The 15,032-nt window shown below is 62.1% G+C and carries 15 protein-coding genes; 12 read left to right on the plus strand and 3 right to left on the minus strand.

Annotation, left to right across the window (positions count from 1 at the left end; all coding sequences use genetic code 11):
• Window positions 1-162 precede the first annotated feature (162 nt).
• From ACI512_RS02350 to ACI512_RS02375, 6 genes are all read left to right on the plus strand, one after another.
• Entirely contained in the window at window positions 163-1,026 is an 864-nt protein-coding gene (locus ACI512_RS02350) for a YicC/YloC family endoribonuclease (protein ID WP_064053246.1), read from the plus strand.
• Window positions 1,027-1,036: 10 nt separating this feature from the next.
• A complete protein-coding gene (gene gmk / locus ACI512_RS02355) occupies window positions 1,037-1,657 on the plus strand; it encodes a guanylate kinase (RefSeq protein ID WP_010168203.1) in 621 nt (206 codons plus the stop codon).
• 167 nt (window positions 1,658-1,824) lie between these two features.
• Window positions 1,825-2,088 carry a DNA-directed RNA polymerase subunit omega gene (gene rpoZ / locus ACI512_RS02360; RefSeq protein ID WP_003176920.1) on the plus strand — a complete coding sequence of 88 codons (264 nt, stop codon included), beginning with the start codon at window positions 1,825-1,827 and terminating at the stop codon, window positions 2,086-2,088.
• Window positions 2,089-2,148: 60 nt separating this feature from the next.
• A complete protein-coding gene (gene spoT / locus ACI512_RS02365) occupies window positions 2,149-4,254 on the plus strand; it encodes a bifunctional GTP diphosphokinase/guanosine-3',5'-bis pyrophosphate 3'-pyrophosphohydrolase (RefSeq protein WP_015886535.1) in 2,106 nt (701 codons plus the stop codon).
• A gap of 36 nt (window positions 4,255-4,290) precedes the next feature.
• Entirely contained in the window at window positions 4,291-4,671 is a 381-nt protein-coding gene (locus ACI512_RS02370; protein WP_236379611.1) for a RidA family protein, read from the plus strand.
• 56 nt (window positions 4,672-4,727) lie between these two features.
• The gene (locus ACI512_RS02375) at window positions 4,728-5,471 is read left to right on the plus strand and encodes a hypothetical protein (RefSeq protein ID WP_236379612.1); all 744 of its coding nucleotides are present in this window, start codon (window positions 4,728-4,730) and stop codon (window positions 5,469-5,471) included.
• 125 nt (window positions 5,472-5,596) lie between these two features.
• Here ACI512_RS02375 and ACI512_RS02380 read toward each other — a convergent pair whose 3' ends face one another.
• Window positions 5,597-6,448, minus strand: a complete 852-nt coding sequence (locus tag ACI512_RS02380) for an SDR family oxidoreductase (protein WP_236379613.1) — start codon at window positions 6,446-6,448, stop codon at window positions 5,597-5,599.
• Window positions 6,449-6,634: 186 nt separating this feature from the next.
• Between ACI512_RS02380 and exbB the strand changes: the two genes are divergently transcribed.
• From exbB to ACI512_RS02410, 6 genes are all read left to right on the plus strand, one after another.
• A complete protein-coding gene (exbB, locus tag ACI512_RS02385) occupies window positions 6,635-7,612 on the plus strand; it encodes a tonB-system energizer ExbB (RefSeq protein ID WP_236379614.1) in 978 nt (325 codons plus the stop codon).
• A 6-nt stretch (window positions 7,613-7,618) separates the two neighbouring features.
• Entirely contained in the window at window positions 7,619-8,044 is a 426-nt protein-coding gene (exbD, locus tag ACI512_RS02390; RefSeq protein WP_003195519.1) for a TonB system transport protein ExbD, read from the plus strand.
• On the plus strand, window positions 8,041-8,790 hold the full coding sequence (locus ACI512_RS02395) for an energy transducer TonB (RefSeq protein WP_015886539.1): 750 nt from the start codon (window positions 8,041-8,043) through the stop codon (window positions 8,788-8,790). The genes exbD and ACI512_RS02395 overlap by 4 nt, the downstream gene beginning before the upstream one ends.
• A 168-nt stretch (window positions 8,791-8,958) precedes the next feature.
• Entirely contained in the window at window positions 8,959-9,879 is a 921-nt protein-coding gene (locus ACI512_RS02400; RefSeq protein WP_015886540.1) for a hydrogen peroxide-inducible genes activator, read from the plus strand.
• Window positions 9,880-9,887: 8 nt separating this feature from the next.
• Entirely contained in the window at window positions 9,888-11,963 is a 2,076-nt protein-coding gene (gene recG / locus ACI512_RS02405; protein WP_236379615.1) for an ATP-dependent DNA helicase RecG, read from the plus strand.
• 77 nt (window positions 11,964-12,040) lie between these two features.
• The gene (locus ACI512_RS02410; RefSeq protein WP_231808549.1) at window positions 12,041-13,441 is read left to right on the plus strand and encodes an aminoacyl-tRNA deacylase and HDOD domain-containing protein; all 1,401 of its coding nucleotides are present in this window, start codon (window positions 12,041-12,043) and stop codon (window positions 13,439-13,441) included.
• Between the two features lie 108 nt (window positions 13,442-13,549).
• Here ACI512_RS02410 and ACI512_RS02415 read toward each other — a convergent pair whose 3' ends face one another.
• Both ACI512_RS02415 and tagQ read right to left on the minus strand, forming a co-directional pair.
• On the minus strand, window positions 13,550-13,924 hold the full coding sequence (locus ACI512_RS02415) for a hypothetical protein (RefSeq protein WP_003195530.1): 375 nt from the start codon (window positions 13,922-13,924) through the stop codon (window positions 13,550-13,552).
• 124 nt (window positions 13,925-14,048) lie between these two features.
• Window positions 14,049-14,975 carry a type VI secretion system-associated lipoprotein TagQ gene (gene tagQ / locus ACI512_RS02420; RefSeq protein WP_043206064.1) on the minus strand — a complete coding sequence of 309 codons (927 nt, stop codon included), beginning with the start codon at window positions 14,973-14,975 and terminating at the stop codon, window positions 14,049-14,051.
• Window positions 14,976-15,032 lie beyond the last annotated feature (57 nt).

Here is a 15,032-nt window from a genome sequence, read left to right on the forward strand (position 1 = left end):
GAAAAACTGCCGAGCATTATAGAGCCGTGAACCGGTTCGGGGCACTGCTAAAAAATCCGGTTACGAATGCTCGGTTTGGGCGCGCTCCTCCCACTGCGCTACAATCCTGCGCCTTCTTAACCATCAGCCCGTGTTTGCGGGACTGCAACGCGAGGTACCTCCATGGTGCACAGCATGACCGCCTTCGCCCGCGTCGAAAAAGCCGGCGTACAAGGCACCCTGAGCTGGGAACTGCGCTCGGTCAACAGCCGCTACCTGGAGCCGCACCTGCGCCTACCGGAGTCATTCCGCGACCTCGAAGGCGCCGTGCGTGAAGCGCTGCGCCAGGGCATTTCCCGCGGCAAGCTGGAATGCACCCTGCGCTTTACCGAAGAAACCACCGGCAAGCCGCTGCAGGTCGACCGCGACCGCGCCGCGCAACTGGTGGCCGCCGCCGAAACCATCGCCGGCCTGATCAAGCAGCCGGCCGCGCTCAACCCCCTGGAAGTGCTGGCCTGGCCCGGTGTACTGGTGGCCGACGCCACCGACCCGCAGGCCCTCAATGCCGAAGCCCTGGCGCTGTTCAACCAGGGCCTCAAGGAGCTCAAGGCCGGCCGCGAGCGCGAAGGCGCCGAGCTGGCACGCCTGATCAACGAGCGCCTGACCTCCATCGAAGAAGACGTGGTCACCCTGCGTGAGCTGGTCCCGCAGATGCTTGCCACCCAGCGCCAGAAGGTGCTCGACCGCTTCGCCGACATGAAGGCCGACCTTGACCCGACACGCCTGGAGCAGGAAATGGTCCTGCTGGCGCAGAAGAGCGACGTCGCCGAAGAACTCGACCGCCTGAGCACCCACATCCTTGAAGTGCGCCGCGTGCTCAAGTCCGGCGGTGCCGCCGGTCGGCGCCTGGACTTCCTGATGCAGGAACTCAACCGCGAAGCCAATACACTGGGCTCCAAGGCTTTCGATCCGCGCAGCACCACGGCGGCGGTCAACCTCAAAGTGTTGATCGAGCAGATGCGCGAACAAGTACAGAATATTGAGTAAGGCAACCTCCATGACCCACAGCACCGGCACCCTTTACATCATTTCCGCCCCTTCGGGCGCGGGCAAGAGCAGCCTGGTCAAGGCCCTGACCGACGCTGACGAGCAGATCCGCATCTCGGTCTCCCACACCACTCGCGCCATGCGCCCGGGTGAGGTGAACGGCGTGCACTATCACTTCGTCGAGCGCACCGAGTTCGTCAAGATGATTGAACATGGCGACTTCCTCGAGCGCGCTGAAGTGTTCGGCAACCTCTACGGCACGTCGCAGAGCCACTTGCAGCAGACCCTCGACGAAGGCCACGACCTGATCCTGGAAATCGACTGGCAGGGCGCCGAGCAAGTGCGCCAGTTGATGCCCAAGGCGCGTTCGATCTTCATCCTGCCGCCGTCCCTGGAGGCGTTGCACCAGCGCTTGACCAACCGTGGCCAGGACAGTGACGAGATCATCGAAGGCCGCATGCGTGAAGCCGTCAGCGAAATGAGCCACTACGTCGACTACGACTACCTGATCATCAACGACGATTTTGCCCATGCACTGGATGATTTGAAGGCGATTTTCCGCACCAATCAGCTCCAGCAAAAACGCCAACAGCAGCGTTTCGGCAAATTACTCGCCGAATTGCTCGGCTGATTGGCTCTTCCCAAAACCGCTGCAAGGGCTTTACATTGGCGCTTGTAGCGGTTTTGCGAGGGCCTGCGAAAAATCAGCGCTTCCCTAAACGCTGGTGATTTTTTAAACTGTTTAGTCCGCTCGCCCAACCGGGCAGCGCGCATCTTGCATTCGCTCCGAGGAATACCATGGCCCGCGTAACCGTTGAAGACTGCCTAGAACACGTGGATAACCGCTTTGAGCTGGTCATGCTCTCTACCAAGCGTGCCCGTCAACTGGCCACTGGCGGCAAAGAGCCGTTGGTCCAGTGGGAAAACGACAAGCCTACCGTTGTAGCCCTGCGTGAAATCGCTGAAGGCCTGATGAGCTACGAGTTCATCGCCAACGCTGAAATCGTTGAAGACGAACCGCTGTTTGCAGCGTTCGAGGACGAGTCCAACGAGGCCGTCTAAGCCTATGCCTGGTCGACGTAGCACGGCGCGGGGTCACAGCCAACGGCAGGAGTTCATCCTTTGCCGAGCATAGACGCCCTCGCCGATCGCTTATCGACCTACCTCGGCCCAGACCAGGTCAACCTGGTCCGCCGAGCGTATTTCTACGCCGAACAAGCCCACGACGGCCAACGCCGCCGCAGTGGCGAGGCGTACGTCACCCATCCTCTTGCGGTGGCAAATATTCTGGCCGACATGCACATGGACCATCAGAGCCTGATGGCCGCGATGCTGCATGACGTGATCGAAGACACCGGCATCGCCAAGGAAGCGCTCAGCGCGCAATTTGGCGAAACCGTGGCCGAACTGGTCGATGGGGTCAGCAAACTGACCCAGATGAACTTCGAGACCAAGGCCGAAGCCCAGGCGGAAAACTTCCAGAAGATGGCCATGGCCATGGCACGCGACATCCGCGTGATCCTGGTCAAGCTGGCCGACCGGCTGCACAACATGCGCACGCTGGAAGTGCTGTCCGGCGAAAAACGTCGGCGCATCGCCAAGGAAACCCTGGAAATCTACGCGCCCATCGCCAACCGGCTGGGCATGCACGCCATTCGTATCGAATTCGAAGACCTCGGTTTCAAGGCCATGCACCCGATGCGTTCGGCGCGCATCTACCAGGCGGTCAAGCGTGCACGGGGCAACCGCAAGGAAATCGTCAACAAGATCGAAGAGTCGCTGAGCCATTGCCTGGCGATCGACGAGATCGAGGGCGAAGTCAGCGGCCGACAAAAACACATCTACGGCATCTACAAAAAGATGCGCGGCAAGCGCCGGGCCTTCAACGAGATCATGGACGTGTACGCGTTCCGGATCATCGTCGACAAGGTCGACACCTGCTACCGCGTGCTGGGCGCCGTGCATAATTTGTACAAACCCCTGCCGGGCCGCTTTAAGGACTACATCGCGATTCCCAAGGCCAACGGCTACCAGTCGCTGCATACCACGCTGTTCGGTATGCACGGGGTGCCGATCGAGATCCAGATCCGTACCCGCGAAATGGAAGAGATGGCCAACAACGGCATCGCCGCCCATTGGCTGTACAAATCCAGCGGCGACGAGCAGCCCAAGGGCACTCATGCTCGCGCCCGCCAGTGGGTCAAGGGCGTGCTGGAAATGCAGCAACGTGCCGGCAACTCCCTGGAATTCATCGAAAGCGTGAAGATCGACCTGTTCCCGGACGAGGTCTACGTGTTCACGCCCAAAGGTCGGATCATGGAGCTGCCCAAAGGCTCCACCGCTGTCGACTTTGCCTACGCCGTGCACACCGACGTGGGCAACAGCTGCATCGCCTGTCGGATCAATCGCCGTCTCGCACCGCTGTCCGAACCGCTGCAAAGCGGCTCCACGGTCGAGATCGTCAGCGCTCCAGGCGCTCGCCCGAACCCGGCGTGGCTCAACTTTGTGGTTACCGGCAAGGCGCGCACGCACATCCGTCACGCCTTGAAACTGCAGCGCCGTTCCGAGTCCATCAGCCTGGGCGAACGCCTGCTGAACAAGGTGCTCAACGGTTTCGACAGTGCCTTGGACAAGATCCCGCAGGAGCGCGTGCAAGCGATGCTCCACGAGTACCGCCAGGAAACCATCGAGGACCTGCTGGAAGATATCGGCCTGGGCAACCGCATGGCTTATGTCGTCGCACGCCGCCTGCTCGGCGAAGGCGAACAGCTGCCAAGCCCGGAAGGCCCGCTGGCGATTCGCGGCACCGAGGGCCTGGTGCTCAGCTACGCCAAGTGCTGCACGCCGATCCCAGGCGACCCGATTGTCGGCCACTTGTCGGCGGGCAAAGGCATGGTGGTGCACCTGGACAACTGCCGCAACATCACCGAAATCCGTCACAACCCGGAAAAATGCATCCAGCTGTCCTGGGCCAAGGACGTCACCGGCGAATTCAACGTCGAGCTGCGGGTGGAACTCGAACACCAGCGCGGCCTGATCGCCCTGCTCGCCAGCAGCGTCAATGCGGCCGACGGCAATATCGAGAAAATCAGCATGGACGAGCGCGATGGCCGCATCAGCGTGGTCCAGCTTGTGGTCAGCGTCCACGACCGCGTGCACTTGGCCCGAGTGATCAAGAAACTGCGTGCCTTGACCGGGGTCATCCGCATCACCCGCATGCGCGCATAGCGCTTCAGCGAGCCCACTTATTACAAGGAGTCTTTCATGACCAAGACTGTTATCACCAGCGACAAAGCCCCTGCTGCCATCGGCACTTACTCCCAGGCGATCAAGGCGGGCAACACCGTCTACATGTCCGGCCAGATCCCATTGGACCCAAAGACCATGGAACTGGTGGAAGGCTTCGAAGCACAGACCGTACAGGTCTTCGAAAACCTCAAGTCGGTTGCTGAAGCCGCTGGCGGTTCGTTCAAACACATCGTCAAGCTGAACATCTTCCTCACCGACCTGAGCCACTTCGCCAAGGTCAACGAGATCATGGGCAAGTACTTCGAACAGCCCTACCCAGCCCGCGCCGCCATCGGTGTGGCCGCCCTGCCCAAGGGTGCACAGGTTGAGATGGACGCCATTCTGGTCATCGAGTAAAACACCCGGCGCAGCCCGCACAGGCTGCGCCGACTTCGTTTCGAAAGGATTTCATGATGCGCAAAGCGCTTGTAGCCTCATCAATGCTCGCCCTGTTGCTTAGCGGCTGCGCCAGCAACCCTGCGGACCTGGATGTGAGCGGCACCTGGATCAACCAGGTCGCCATCGATGCGGCAGCCAAGGGCGGCCCTTTGCGTGAAGCCTTGCAGAGCTTTGGCCCGAACCTCGAGTGGGAGGTCAATTCCAAGGCCTCGCAAGCGCGCTATTACAACGGTTTTGAAGTGGCCGAAGGCAAGTTGCTGGGTGAAAAATCCGGCGCCTGGAGCGTGGACTTCTACGGCAGTTCCGCCACCGAACTCAAGCGCAAAGGCAAGCAACTGCTGCAAGTGGCAAACGACAACGAGCCTGAACAGCTGTTCGCCCGCGCCAAAGACCCAGCTCCCGAAGGCGCGCCGCTGGGTGCCAACTTCGAGCGGGCACTGTACGCGGCCTACCTGGGCGGCGACTGGAAGATCAGCGACGGCTTCGGCAGCGGCGCCATCGTGCAGTTCCAGGCTGACGGCAAGGTCGCCGGCCTGCCTAATGTTGATCGGTACTCGCTGTGCCTGGCCGGTGATTGCGCCTCAATGAGCGGTGGCTACGACAGCATCTGGCTGCAACTCAATGGCCAGGGCAACCCGTGGATCTTTGTGCGCAAGGGCAAGCAACTGGAGATTTTCCAGGCGGTGAATACCGCGCAGGCCGACGAAGTACCTCAGTTCACCCCCGGCCCCCGTCAATGGCTGCTGGTAAAACAATAGCCGCCATGCCGCAAATCCAAATGTGGGAGGGGGCTTGCCCCCGATTGCAGTACATCAGCTAATACAACTGTGGCTGACACGCCGCTATCGGGGGCAAGCCCCCTCCCACATTTTTTGACTGCGTTTCAGCCCTTGAGGATCGCAGCATAGCCTTCGCGATAAGTCGGGTAGGTCGGCGTCCAACCCAACGCTTTCGCCCGGGCATTGCTGCACTGCTTGCTGCCCGCCCGCCGCACACTAGCGTCCTCAGCCCACTCGGTCACCCCAAGGAATTCGCGCAACCAGCCCACCACTTCGGCCAGTGGCGCGGGCGCATCGTCAACGCCGATGTAGACCTTGTCCAACGCACCGCCGCTTTCCACGTGCCGCAACAAAAACGCCAGCAAACCCGCTGCGTCCTCCGCGTGAATGCGGTTGCCATATAAAGGTGGGTCGACTGCTACACGGTAGCCTTGGCGGACCTGGGTCAGCAGCCATTCGCGGCCCGGACCGTAGATACCGGTCAGGCGGACAATGCTGGCCGGGATACCGCTGTTAAGCGCCACTTGCTCGGCCTCCAACATCACTTGCCCGGAATACCCCTTCGCCTGAGTCTCCGACGTTTCGTCGACCCACTCGCCATTCTGCTGCCCGTAAACGCTGCTGCTGGAGACAAACAGCAGGTGCCTGGGCTCCTGGCCGTAGTCGCCCAGCCACTCCAGTACATGTTTCAGCCCTTGTACGTAAGCGGCGCGATAACCGGCTTCGTCGTGATCCGTCGCGGCGGCGCAGTACACCAGGTAATCCACCCCGCCGATCGGCCAGGTGTCAGGGCAATCTTTCTTGAACAGGTCGCCGGCGATGCCGATCACGCCGTCGGGAAGCCGCGAAACATCGCGGCGCAGGCCATGCACCTCCCAGCCGGAGGCGAGCAACTGGCTGGCCAGCCGACTCCCCACATCGCCACAACCCGCAATCACAACCGAAGGCGCTGACATCACAAAACTCCCTACTGAAAGGTCTAGGTTAGCCTTCGCAGATGACCGTCGGCCAGAAAAAGGGCAAATAAAGTTACTGTATTACTTCTGTTAACAAGAATTACTTGCAATAATAACCGCCCATTTGTCCTCGACCCCTGGGTCTGGAAGGACGATCACTCATTTTTTTACTCAGGTCCGGCCAGCATGACACGTAATACAACCCCCGCTTCGCCAACCAAGCTTCACAGCCCATCCCGCGCCTGGCGCGCGATTGCTGCGCTGCTGTTCAGCGTACTGCTGGCACCGACCGCCGCCTTCGCTGATGCCACCGCACCCACTACCCCGCCTGCAGCCTTAGCACCGGCAGCACCCGCAGCGCCTGCTACAGCGCCCGCTGCCACCGACCCGGCCCAGGCTGCTGATCCAGCCTCCGCCGACGACACCGGTGTGGTGCTGGAAGAAGACAACACCCTGGGCATGGCCCACGACCTGTCGCCATGGGGCATGTACCAGAACGCTGACGTGGTGGTGAAAGCCGTCATGATCGGCCTGGCCATCGCCTCGATCATCACCTGGACCATCTGGATCGCCAAAGGCTTCGAGCTGCTGGGCGCCAAACGCCGTCTGCGTAACGAAATCGTCCACCTGAAAAAGGCCACCACCCTCAAGGAAGCCAGCGAAAGCGCGACCAAGAAAGGCACCCTGGCCAACACGCTGGTGCACGACGCGCTGGAAGAGATGCGCCTGTCGGCCAACGCCCGCGAAAAAGAAGGCATCAAGGAACGTGTGGCCTTCCGCCTGGAGCGCCTGGTGGCGGCCTGCGGTCGTAACATGAGCAGCGGCACCGGCGTGCTGGCGACCATTGGTTCCACTGCGCCCTTCGTCGGCCTGTTCGGTACCGTGTGGGGCATCATGAACAGCTTTATCGGTATCGCCAAAACCCAGACCACCAACCTCGCCGTCGTTGCCCCCGGCATCGCCGAAGCCCTGCTGGCTACCGCCCTGGGCCTGGTTGCCGCGATTCCTGCGGTGGTGATCTACAACGTCTTTGCCCGTTCGATTGCCGGCTACAAGGCCCAGGTATCGGACGCGTCGGCGGAAGTCCTGCTGCTGGTCAGCCGCGACCTCGATCACCTGCCTACCGAGCGCAGCTCGCAACCGCACATGGTGAAAGTGGGGTAATCGGCCATGGGCCTGCATTTGAATCAAGGCGACGACGAACTCGTCGAGAACCACGAAATCAACGTCACGCCGTTTATCGACGTGATGCTGGTGCTGTTGATCATCTTCATGGTGGCGGCACCGTTGGCCACCGTGGACATCAAGGTTGACCTGCCCGCGTCCAGCGCCAAGCCGGCACCGCGACCAGAGAAACCGATCTTCCTCAGCGTCAAGGCGGACCAACGCCTGTTCCTGGGCGAAGAGGAAGTCAAGGCTGAAACCCTGGGTCCGGTGCTCGACGCCAAGACCCAAGGCAAAAAAGACACGACGATCTTCTTCCAGGCCGACAAGGGCGTGGACTACGGCGACCTGATGAGCGTGATGGATGCCCTGCGGGCAGCCGGCTACCTCAAGGTAGGCCTGGTCGGACTTGAGACGGCAGCCAAGAAATGATCACGACGCGCCACAAACTGACGCGTTATGGCACCAGCCTCGCCGTCGTACTGGGCGTGCATGCCATCGCGATTGCTATCGCGCTTCATTGGTCGGCGCCGCGCACGGTGCAGTTGCCACCGGCTGCCATGGTCATCGACCTGGCCCCGATGCCAGCGCCACCACCGCCGGCACCGCCCAAAGTGGTAACGCCGCCGCAACCGCCTGCACCGGTAGAAGAGCTGCCCCTGCCGAAACTGGCCGAGGCCCCCAAGCCGACAATCCAGGTGCCCAAGCCGGTCAAGCCCAAGCCTAAACCGCAGCCGCCCAAGCCGGTGGAGAAGAAGATCGAGCCGCCCAAGGAGAAACCCTCCGAGGACCCGCCGAGCGACGCTCCGCCGACCCAAGCGCCGGCTGAAAAATCGGCCCAACCGGTACCTGGCCCGTCGCCACAACAGATCGCCGCCAAAGCGTCCTGGGAAGGCACCCTGCTGGCACACTTGCAGAAGTACAAGAAATACCCGCCAGGTGCCCAGGCCCGTGGCAAGGAAGGCTTGAACCGCCTGAAGTTCGTGGTGGATGCCGACGGTAACGTGCTGTCCTACGAGTTGGTCGGCCGCTCCGGCAACGCCGACCTGGACCGTGCCACGCTGGACATGATCCGTCGTGCCCAGCCGCTGCCCAAGCCGCCGGCGGACATGCTCAAAGGTGGCAGCATCGAGATCGTTGCACCGTTCGTGTACAACATCGAGAAACGCCGCCGCTAAAGGCACACAGGAAGCAATGTGGGAAGGGGCTTGCCCCTCCCACATTTTGGTTTCATCGCACAAGAAAATTCCCGACTACTCTCCGCTCAATCCCTACCAAACTTCTGATAACGTGCGTCTATCGATTGCAGCCGGTATGCTTGGCCCGCAACCTCATGGACGCCCGCTATGACTCTTACAGAATTACGCTACATCGTTACCCTCGCCCAAGAGCAGCATTTCGGCCACGCGGCTGAGCGTTGCCACGTCAGCCAGCCGACGCTGTCGGTGGGCGTGAAAAAGCTTGAAGACGAACTCGGTGTGCTGATTTTCGAGCGCAGCAAGAGCGCCGTGCGCCTCACCCCCGTGGGTGAAGGTATTGTGGCCCAGGCACAGAAGGTGCTGGAGCAAGCACAGAGCATTCGCGAGCTGGCCCAGGCCGGCAAGAACCAGCTGACCGCACCGCTGAAAGTCGGCGCCATCTACACCGTCGGCCCGTACCTGTTCCCGCACCTGATTCCGCAACTGCACCGCGTCGCGCCGCAGATGCCGCTGTATATCGAAGAAAACTTCACCCACGTGCTGCGCGACAAACTGCGCAACGGCGAGCTGGACGCGATCATCATCGCCCTGCCGTTCAATGAAGCCGACGTGCTGACCCTGCCGCTCTACGACGAGCCGTTCTACGTGCTGATGCCGGCCTCCCACCCGTGGACGCAGAAAGACACCATCGACGCCGGCCTGCTCAACGACAAGAGCCTGCTGCTGCTCGGCGAAGGTCACTGCTTCCGCGACCAGGTCCTCGAAGCCTGCCCGACCCTGACCAAAGGCAACGACGGCGCCAAGCACACCACCGTGGAATCCAGCTCCCTGGAAACCATTCGGCACATGGTCGCGTCGGGCCTGGGCATCTCGATCCTGCCGCTGTCGGCGGTGGACAGCCATCACTACGCCCCCGGCGTGATTGAAGTGCGCCCACTCACGCCGCCAGTGCCGTTCCGCACCGTGGCGATCGCCTGGCGCGCCAGCTTCCCACGGCCAAAAGCCATTGAGATCCTCGCCGACTCGATCCGCCTGTGTTCGGTGGCCAAGCCGCCTGCTGCGAGTTAAGCAAGGGTATGACTGAGCTGTCGCAGGTGTCGGTGACGGCACTCAAGGGTGTCGGTGAAGCCATGGCCGAGAAGCTGGCCAAGGTCGGCCTGGAGAACCTCCAGGACGTGCTGTTCCACCTGCCCTTGCGCTATCAGGACCGCACCCGCGTAGTGCCCATCGGCCAGTTACGCCCTGGGCAGGATGCGGTGGTCGAAGGCACCGTCAGCGGTGCCGACGTGGTCATGGGCAAACGCCGCAGCTTGGTCGTGCGGCTTCAGGACGGTACCGGCGGCCTCAGCCTGCGTTTCTACCATTTCAGCAACGCGCAGAAGGAAGGCCTTAAGCGCGGCACCCGCGTGCGCTGCTACGGCGAAGCGCGGCCCGGTGCGTCAGGCCTGGAGATCTATCACCCGGAATACCGCGCCATCACCGGGGATGAACCGCCGCCGGTCGACACCACGCTCACCCCGATCTACCCGCTCACCGAAGGCCTGACCCAGCAACGCCTGCGCCAGCTGTGCATGCAGACGCTGACGATGCTCGGCCCGAAAAGCCTGCCCGACTGGCTGCCTGAGGAACTGGCTCGCGACTATCAATTGGCGCCGCTGGACGATGCGATTCGCTACCTGCATCACCCGCCCGCCGACGCCGATGTCGACGAACTGGCCCTCGGTCATCACTGGGCCCAGCACCGCCTGGCCTTCGAAGAGCTGCTGACCCATCAACTGTCCCAGCAACGCCTGCGCGAAAGCATGCGTTCCCTGCGCGCGCCAGCGATGCCCAAGGCCACGCGTCTGCCCGCGCTGTACCTGGCCAACCTCGGTTTTGCCCCGACCGGCGCCCAGCAGCGCGTGGGTAATGAGATCGCTTATGACCTCAGCCAGAAAGAACCGATGCTGCGCCTGATCCAGGGCGACGTCGGCGCGGGCAAAACCGTGGTCGCCGCCCTCGCCGCGCTGCAAGCGCTGGAAGCCGGTTACCAGGTGGCGCTGATGGCGCCGACCGAGATCCTGGCCGAGCAACACTTCATCACCTTCAAGCGCTGGCTCGAACCGCTGGGCCTGGAAGTCGCCTGGTTGGCCGGCAAGCTCAAAGGCAAGAACCGCGCAGCCGCACTCGAACAGATCGCCGGCGGCGCACCGATGGTGGTGGGCACCCACGCGCTGTTCCAGGACGAGGTGCAGTTCAAGAACCTGGCCCTGGTGATCATCGACGAACAGCACCGTTTCGGCGTGCAGCAGCGCCTGGCCCTGCGCCAGAAAGGCGTGGGCGGGCGCATGAACCCGCACCAGTTGATCATGACCGCCACACCGATCCCGCGCACGCTGGCCATGAGCGCCTACGCCGACCTCGACACCTCGATCCTCGACGAACTGCCGCCTGGCCGTACGCCCGTCAACACCGTACTGGTCACCGACACCCGGCGTGTCGAAGTGATCGAGCGCGTGCGCGGCGCCTGTGCCGAAGGTCGCCAGGCCTACTGGGTCTGTACGCTGATCGAAGAGTCCGAAGAGCTGACCTGCCAGGCCGCCGAAACCACCTACGAAGACCTGACCAGCGCCCTCGGCGAGCTTAAGGTCGGGCTGATCCACGGGCGCATGAAGCCTGCGGAAAAGGCCGCGGTAATGGCCGAGTTCAAGGCCGGCAATCTGCAACTGCTGGTGGCCACCACGGTGATCGAAGTAGGCGTGGACGTGCCCAACGCCAGCCTGATGATCATCGAAAACCCCGAGCGCCTCGGCCTGGCGCAGTTGCACCAGTTGCGCGGACGTGTCGGCCGGGGCAGCGCGGCCAGCCATTGTGTGCTGCTCTACCACCCGCCACTGTCGCAGATCGGTCGTCAGCGCCTGGGCATCATGCGCGAAACCAACGACGGTTTTGTCATCGCCGAAAAGGACCTCGAACTGCGTGGGCCCGGCGAAATGCTCGGCACCCGCCAGACCGGCCTGCTGCAATTCAAGGTCGCCGACCTGATGCGCGACGCCGATTTGCTGCCCGCCGTACGCGATGCCGCGCAAGCCTTGCTTGAACGTTGGCCGGAGCATGTCAGCCCGTTGCTGAATCGCTGGTTGCGCCATGGGCAGCAATACGGCCAAGTGTGACGCCTGACTCACTTAACCGACCAACAGAGGTAGCAAGCTGGTTATACTCCAATGATTGTAAGAAATTGGATCAGGCCATGTCAGAAGTTGCCCTCGCCACAGCCCCACTGACCGCCCCGCCGGTCATTCAGGCTCTGCTCGCAAAACTCGCCATCCCCTATACGGAAGTCGCGGATCTACCGGGCCTGAATCCTGCGCGAAAGGTCCAGGCCGTATTGCTGGAAGATGCGGTGGGCGCACTGATGGTGCTGTTCCCGCAGAACCAGTTGCTCGACCTCAACCGCCTCACCGAACTGACCGGTCGCCGCCTCATTGCCGTGTCGCCGGAGCGCGTCGCGCGCATGCTGGGCAAGCATGACCTGAGCCTGCTGCCAGGCCTGCCGCCCCTCACCAGCTCACCGTGCCTGTACGAAGGCAGCCTGCTCAATGAGCCGAACCTGCTGGTGCATTCGGGCGAAGCCGGGCTGCTGCTGGAAATCGCCAGCGACGACTTCAAGACCATGCTGACCAAGGCCAGCGCTGCTCAATTCGGCGAGCCGCTGAGCAACATTCGCCCGAACCTCGACCGCCCAAACGACGACCGCGAGGAAATCACCCAGGCGATGCAAGCGTTCACCGCGCGCCGCATCCAGCAACGCCTGGAAGCGACCATCGAGATTCCACCGCTGGCCGACACCGCGCAGAAGATCATCAAGCTGCGCGTCGACCCCAATGCCACCATCGATGACATCACCGGCGTGGTCGAGACCGACCCGTCCCTGGCCGCGCAAGTGGTGAGCTGGGCCGCGTCGCCCTACTACGCGTCGCCGGGCAAGATCCGCTCGGTGGAAGATGCCATCGTGCGCGTGCTGGGCTTCGACCTGGTGATCAACCTGGCGCTGGGCCTGGCCTTGGGCAAAACCCTGAGCCTGCCCAAGGACCACCCACACCAGGCCACGCCATACTGGCACCAGTCCATCTACACCGCCGCCGTGATCGAAGGCCTGACCCGCGCCATGCCCCGCGCCCAGCGCCCGGAAGCCGGCCTGACCTACCTGGCCGGCCTGCTGCACAACTTCGGTTACCTGCTGCTGGCCCACGTGTTCCCGCCGCACTTCTCGCTGATCTGCCGCCACCTGGAGGTCAACCCGCACCTGTGCCACAGCTATGTCGAGCAACACTTGCTGGGCATCAGCCGCGAGCAGATCGGTGCCTGGTTGATGCGCTACTGGGACATGCCGGACGAATTGTCCACCGCCCTGCGCTTCCAGCACGACCCGACCTACGACGGGCAATATGCTGAGTATCCGAACCTGGTGTGCTTGGCGGTGCGCTTGTTGCGCAGCCGGGGGATTGGCTCCGGGCCGGACGAGGCGATTCCGGACGCGCTGCTTGAGCGTCTGGGCTTGAGCCGTGACAAGGCTGAGGAAGTGGTGGGCAAAGTGCTGGATGCTGAAGTGCTGTTGCGCGAGTTGGCGTCCCAGTTCAGCCAGGGCTGAATCGGTAGCGTGTTAGACCACTGTCGGGGGCAAGCCCCCTCCCACAGGTTGATCTGCGAGCACAGCCAAGTGTGGGAGGGGGCTTGCCCCCGATGAATCCACCTCGGTCTACTTCTTTTTCTTCGGCTTCAAATACTTGGTCAACCCCTGGAACCAGATCACCAGCGCCGGGTTGCCCTTGATCTGGATCGACTTGTCCTGAATCCCCGTCATGAACGCCAGTTGCTTGTTCTTCGCCTGCATCGTGGCGAAGCCGTAGGCGGCGTCCTTGAACGCGATAGCAAACGCCGGCGCCGGGTGAACACCCGAGCGACTGGTGATGCGTTGGTCTTTGACGATGAAGTGACGGGCAACCTTGCCGTCGAGCGTCTGCAGCTGGAAGGCCAGGTCTTTGTCACCCAGTTGCTGCTGGAAGGCAGGATTGGTGCGGCTGGCTTTGCCCATCATCAGGCCCAGCACCCACAGGAGAAGACGAAATTTCATGCACACGGCCTCGGTGTAATTATTGAGTGGCCGCAGCAGTTTAACGATTTGCAAAAAGAACGCCACCGATCTAGCGCATTAGCGGAAGATCGGCTGGCGTTTGACGCTTATAGCAGCATTTTACTTAAACGTTTGGGCAAGGTACCGGTGCCCAGTCGGCCAGGTTCGGATCGCGGCAGCTGCCTTCGAGCTGAGCTTTACCGGCGCTGGCGACCTTCTTGCTTTCATCTTGCTTGGTCTGGGCGGTCTGGAAGGTCTTCTCGGTGCTCACCGCTTCTGTTGGTACGGTTGGAAGAACCGGCTTTTTGGGCGGTTTGGTGCCTGTGCCTTTCTTCTTGCCCGATGTCACAGCGGGGGTTACATCGGCCTTGGCCACGGTGACCACGTCGGTACGCTGTACGCCAACCTGTTGCAGGTCTTTCTCGTAGGCCTGGGTGTAGTTGTTCAGGTCTTCGGCGGCTTTACCGTTGACCGCAACGATCAGGTCATTGGATTCCTTCAGGCCCGAGACGATTTCCGCCAGGCGCTTGCGGCCTTCGGTGTCGTTGACGGTCTTGGCTTTGCGATCAGCCACCAACTTGGTGAACGCGCTCTGGTAGCACTGTTGGGACGCCTTGGCGTACGCAGTGCTGCGGTCGATGTCGGAGGCGCTTTTGTTCACGTCAGCCGCATACGAGGCAATACGCTGGTTGTCATCGGCGATCTGCTTCTGACGTTCGGTGTAGTAACCCGCCGCGCCGCCGGCCAACGCGCCGCCTGCAGCACCGATGGCGGCGTTACGGCCACGTTTTTCCTTGTCGCCGGTGAGGGCGCCCAGCAGTGCACCGCCGGCAGCGCCGATGGCCGCACCGGTCACGACCGACTTGGTCATGTCCGAATCGGTCGCACGCAGATGCTGCACCGGCTCGTAGCAGTTAGGGTAATACTCGACCTTGGTGCTCGACGTGACCTTGGAGGCCGGCGACGTGGCGCAACCGGTCAGCACAGTGCTGAAACCGGCTGCGATCAGCAGCAAGTGACGCTTGGAAACCGCCTTACGGGAAAAAAGCATAAGTGTGTTCTCGTTTAAGTTTGACTTGCCCAGCACGGCTCACCGCCGCCTGAGTCC

The organism is Pseudomonas petroselini (assembly GCF_045037875.1).
GTDB lineage: Bacteria > Pseudomonadota > Gammaproteobacteria > Pseudomonadales > Pseudomonadaceae > Aquipseudomonas > Aquipseudomonas petroselini.

Coding starts and splice junctions, on each gene's coding strand:
- ACI512_RS02375 (WP_236379612.1), top strand. CDS start 4,728: ATGCGCAAAGCGCTTGTAGCCTCATCAATGCTCGCCCTGTTGCTTAGC.
- ACI512_RS02350 (WP_064053246.1), top strand. CDS start 163: ATGGTGCACAGCATGACCGCCTTCGCCCGCGTCGAAAAAGCCGGCGTA.
- recG (WP_236379615.1), top strand. CDS start 9,888: ATGACTGAGCTGTCGCAGGTGTCGGTGACGGCACTCAAGGGTGTCGGT.
- ACI512_RS02380 (WP_236379613.1), bottom strand. CDS start 6,448: ATGTCAGCGCCTTCGGTTGTGATTGCGGGTTGTGGCGATGTGGGGAGT.
- exbD (WP_003195519.1), top strand. CDS start 7,619: ATGGGCCTGCATTTGAATCAAGGCGACGACGAACTCGTCGAGAACCAC.
- rpoZ (WP_003176920.1), top strand. CDS start 1,825: ATGGCCCGCGTAACCGTTGAAGACTGCCTAGAACACGTGGATAACCGC.
- gmk (WP_010168203.1), top strand. CDS start 1,037: ATGACCCACAGCACCGGCACCCTTTACATCATTTCCGCCCCTTCGGGC.
- ACI512_RS02415 (WP_003195530.1), bottom strand. CDS start 13,924: ATGAAATTTCGTCTTCTCCTGTGGGTGCTGGGCCTGATGATGGGCAAA.
- exbB (WP_236379614.1), top strand. CDS start 6,635: ATGACACGTAATACAACCCCCGCTTCGCCAACCAAGCTTCACAGCCCA.
- ACI512_RS02370 (WP_236379611.1), top strand. CDS start 4,291: ATGACCAAGACTGTTATCACCAGCGACAAAGCCCCTGCTGCCATCGGC.
- tagQ (WP_043206064.1), bottom strand. CDS start 14,975: ATGCTTTTTTCCCGTAAGGCGGTTTCCAAGCGTCACTTGCTGCTGATC.
- ACI512_RS02400 (WP_015886540.1), top strand. CDS start 8,959: ATGACTCTTACAGAATTACGCTACATCGTTACCCTCGCCCAAGAGCAG.
- ACI512_RS02395 (WP_015886539.1), top strand. CDS start 8,041: ATGATCACGACGCGCCACAAACTGACGCGTTATGGCACCAGCCTCGCC.
- ACI512_RS02410 (WP_231808549.1), top strand. CDS start 12,041: ATGTCAGAAGTTGCCCTCGCCACAGCCCCACTGACCGCCCCGCCGGTC.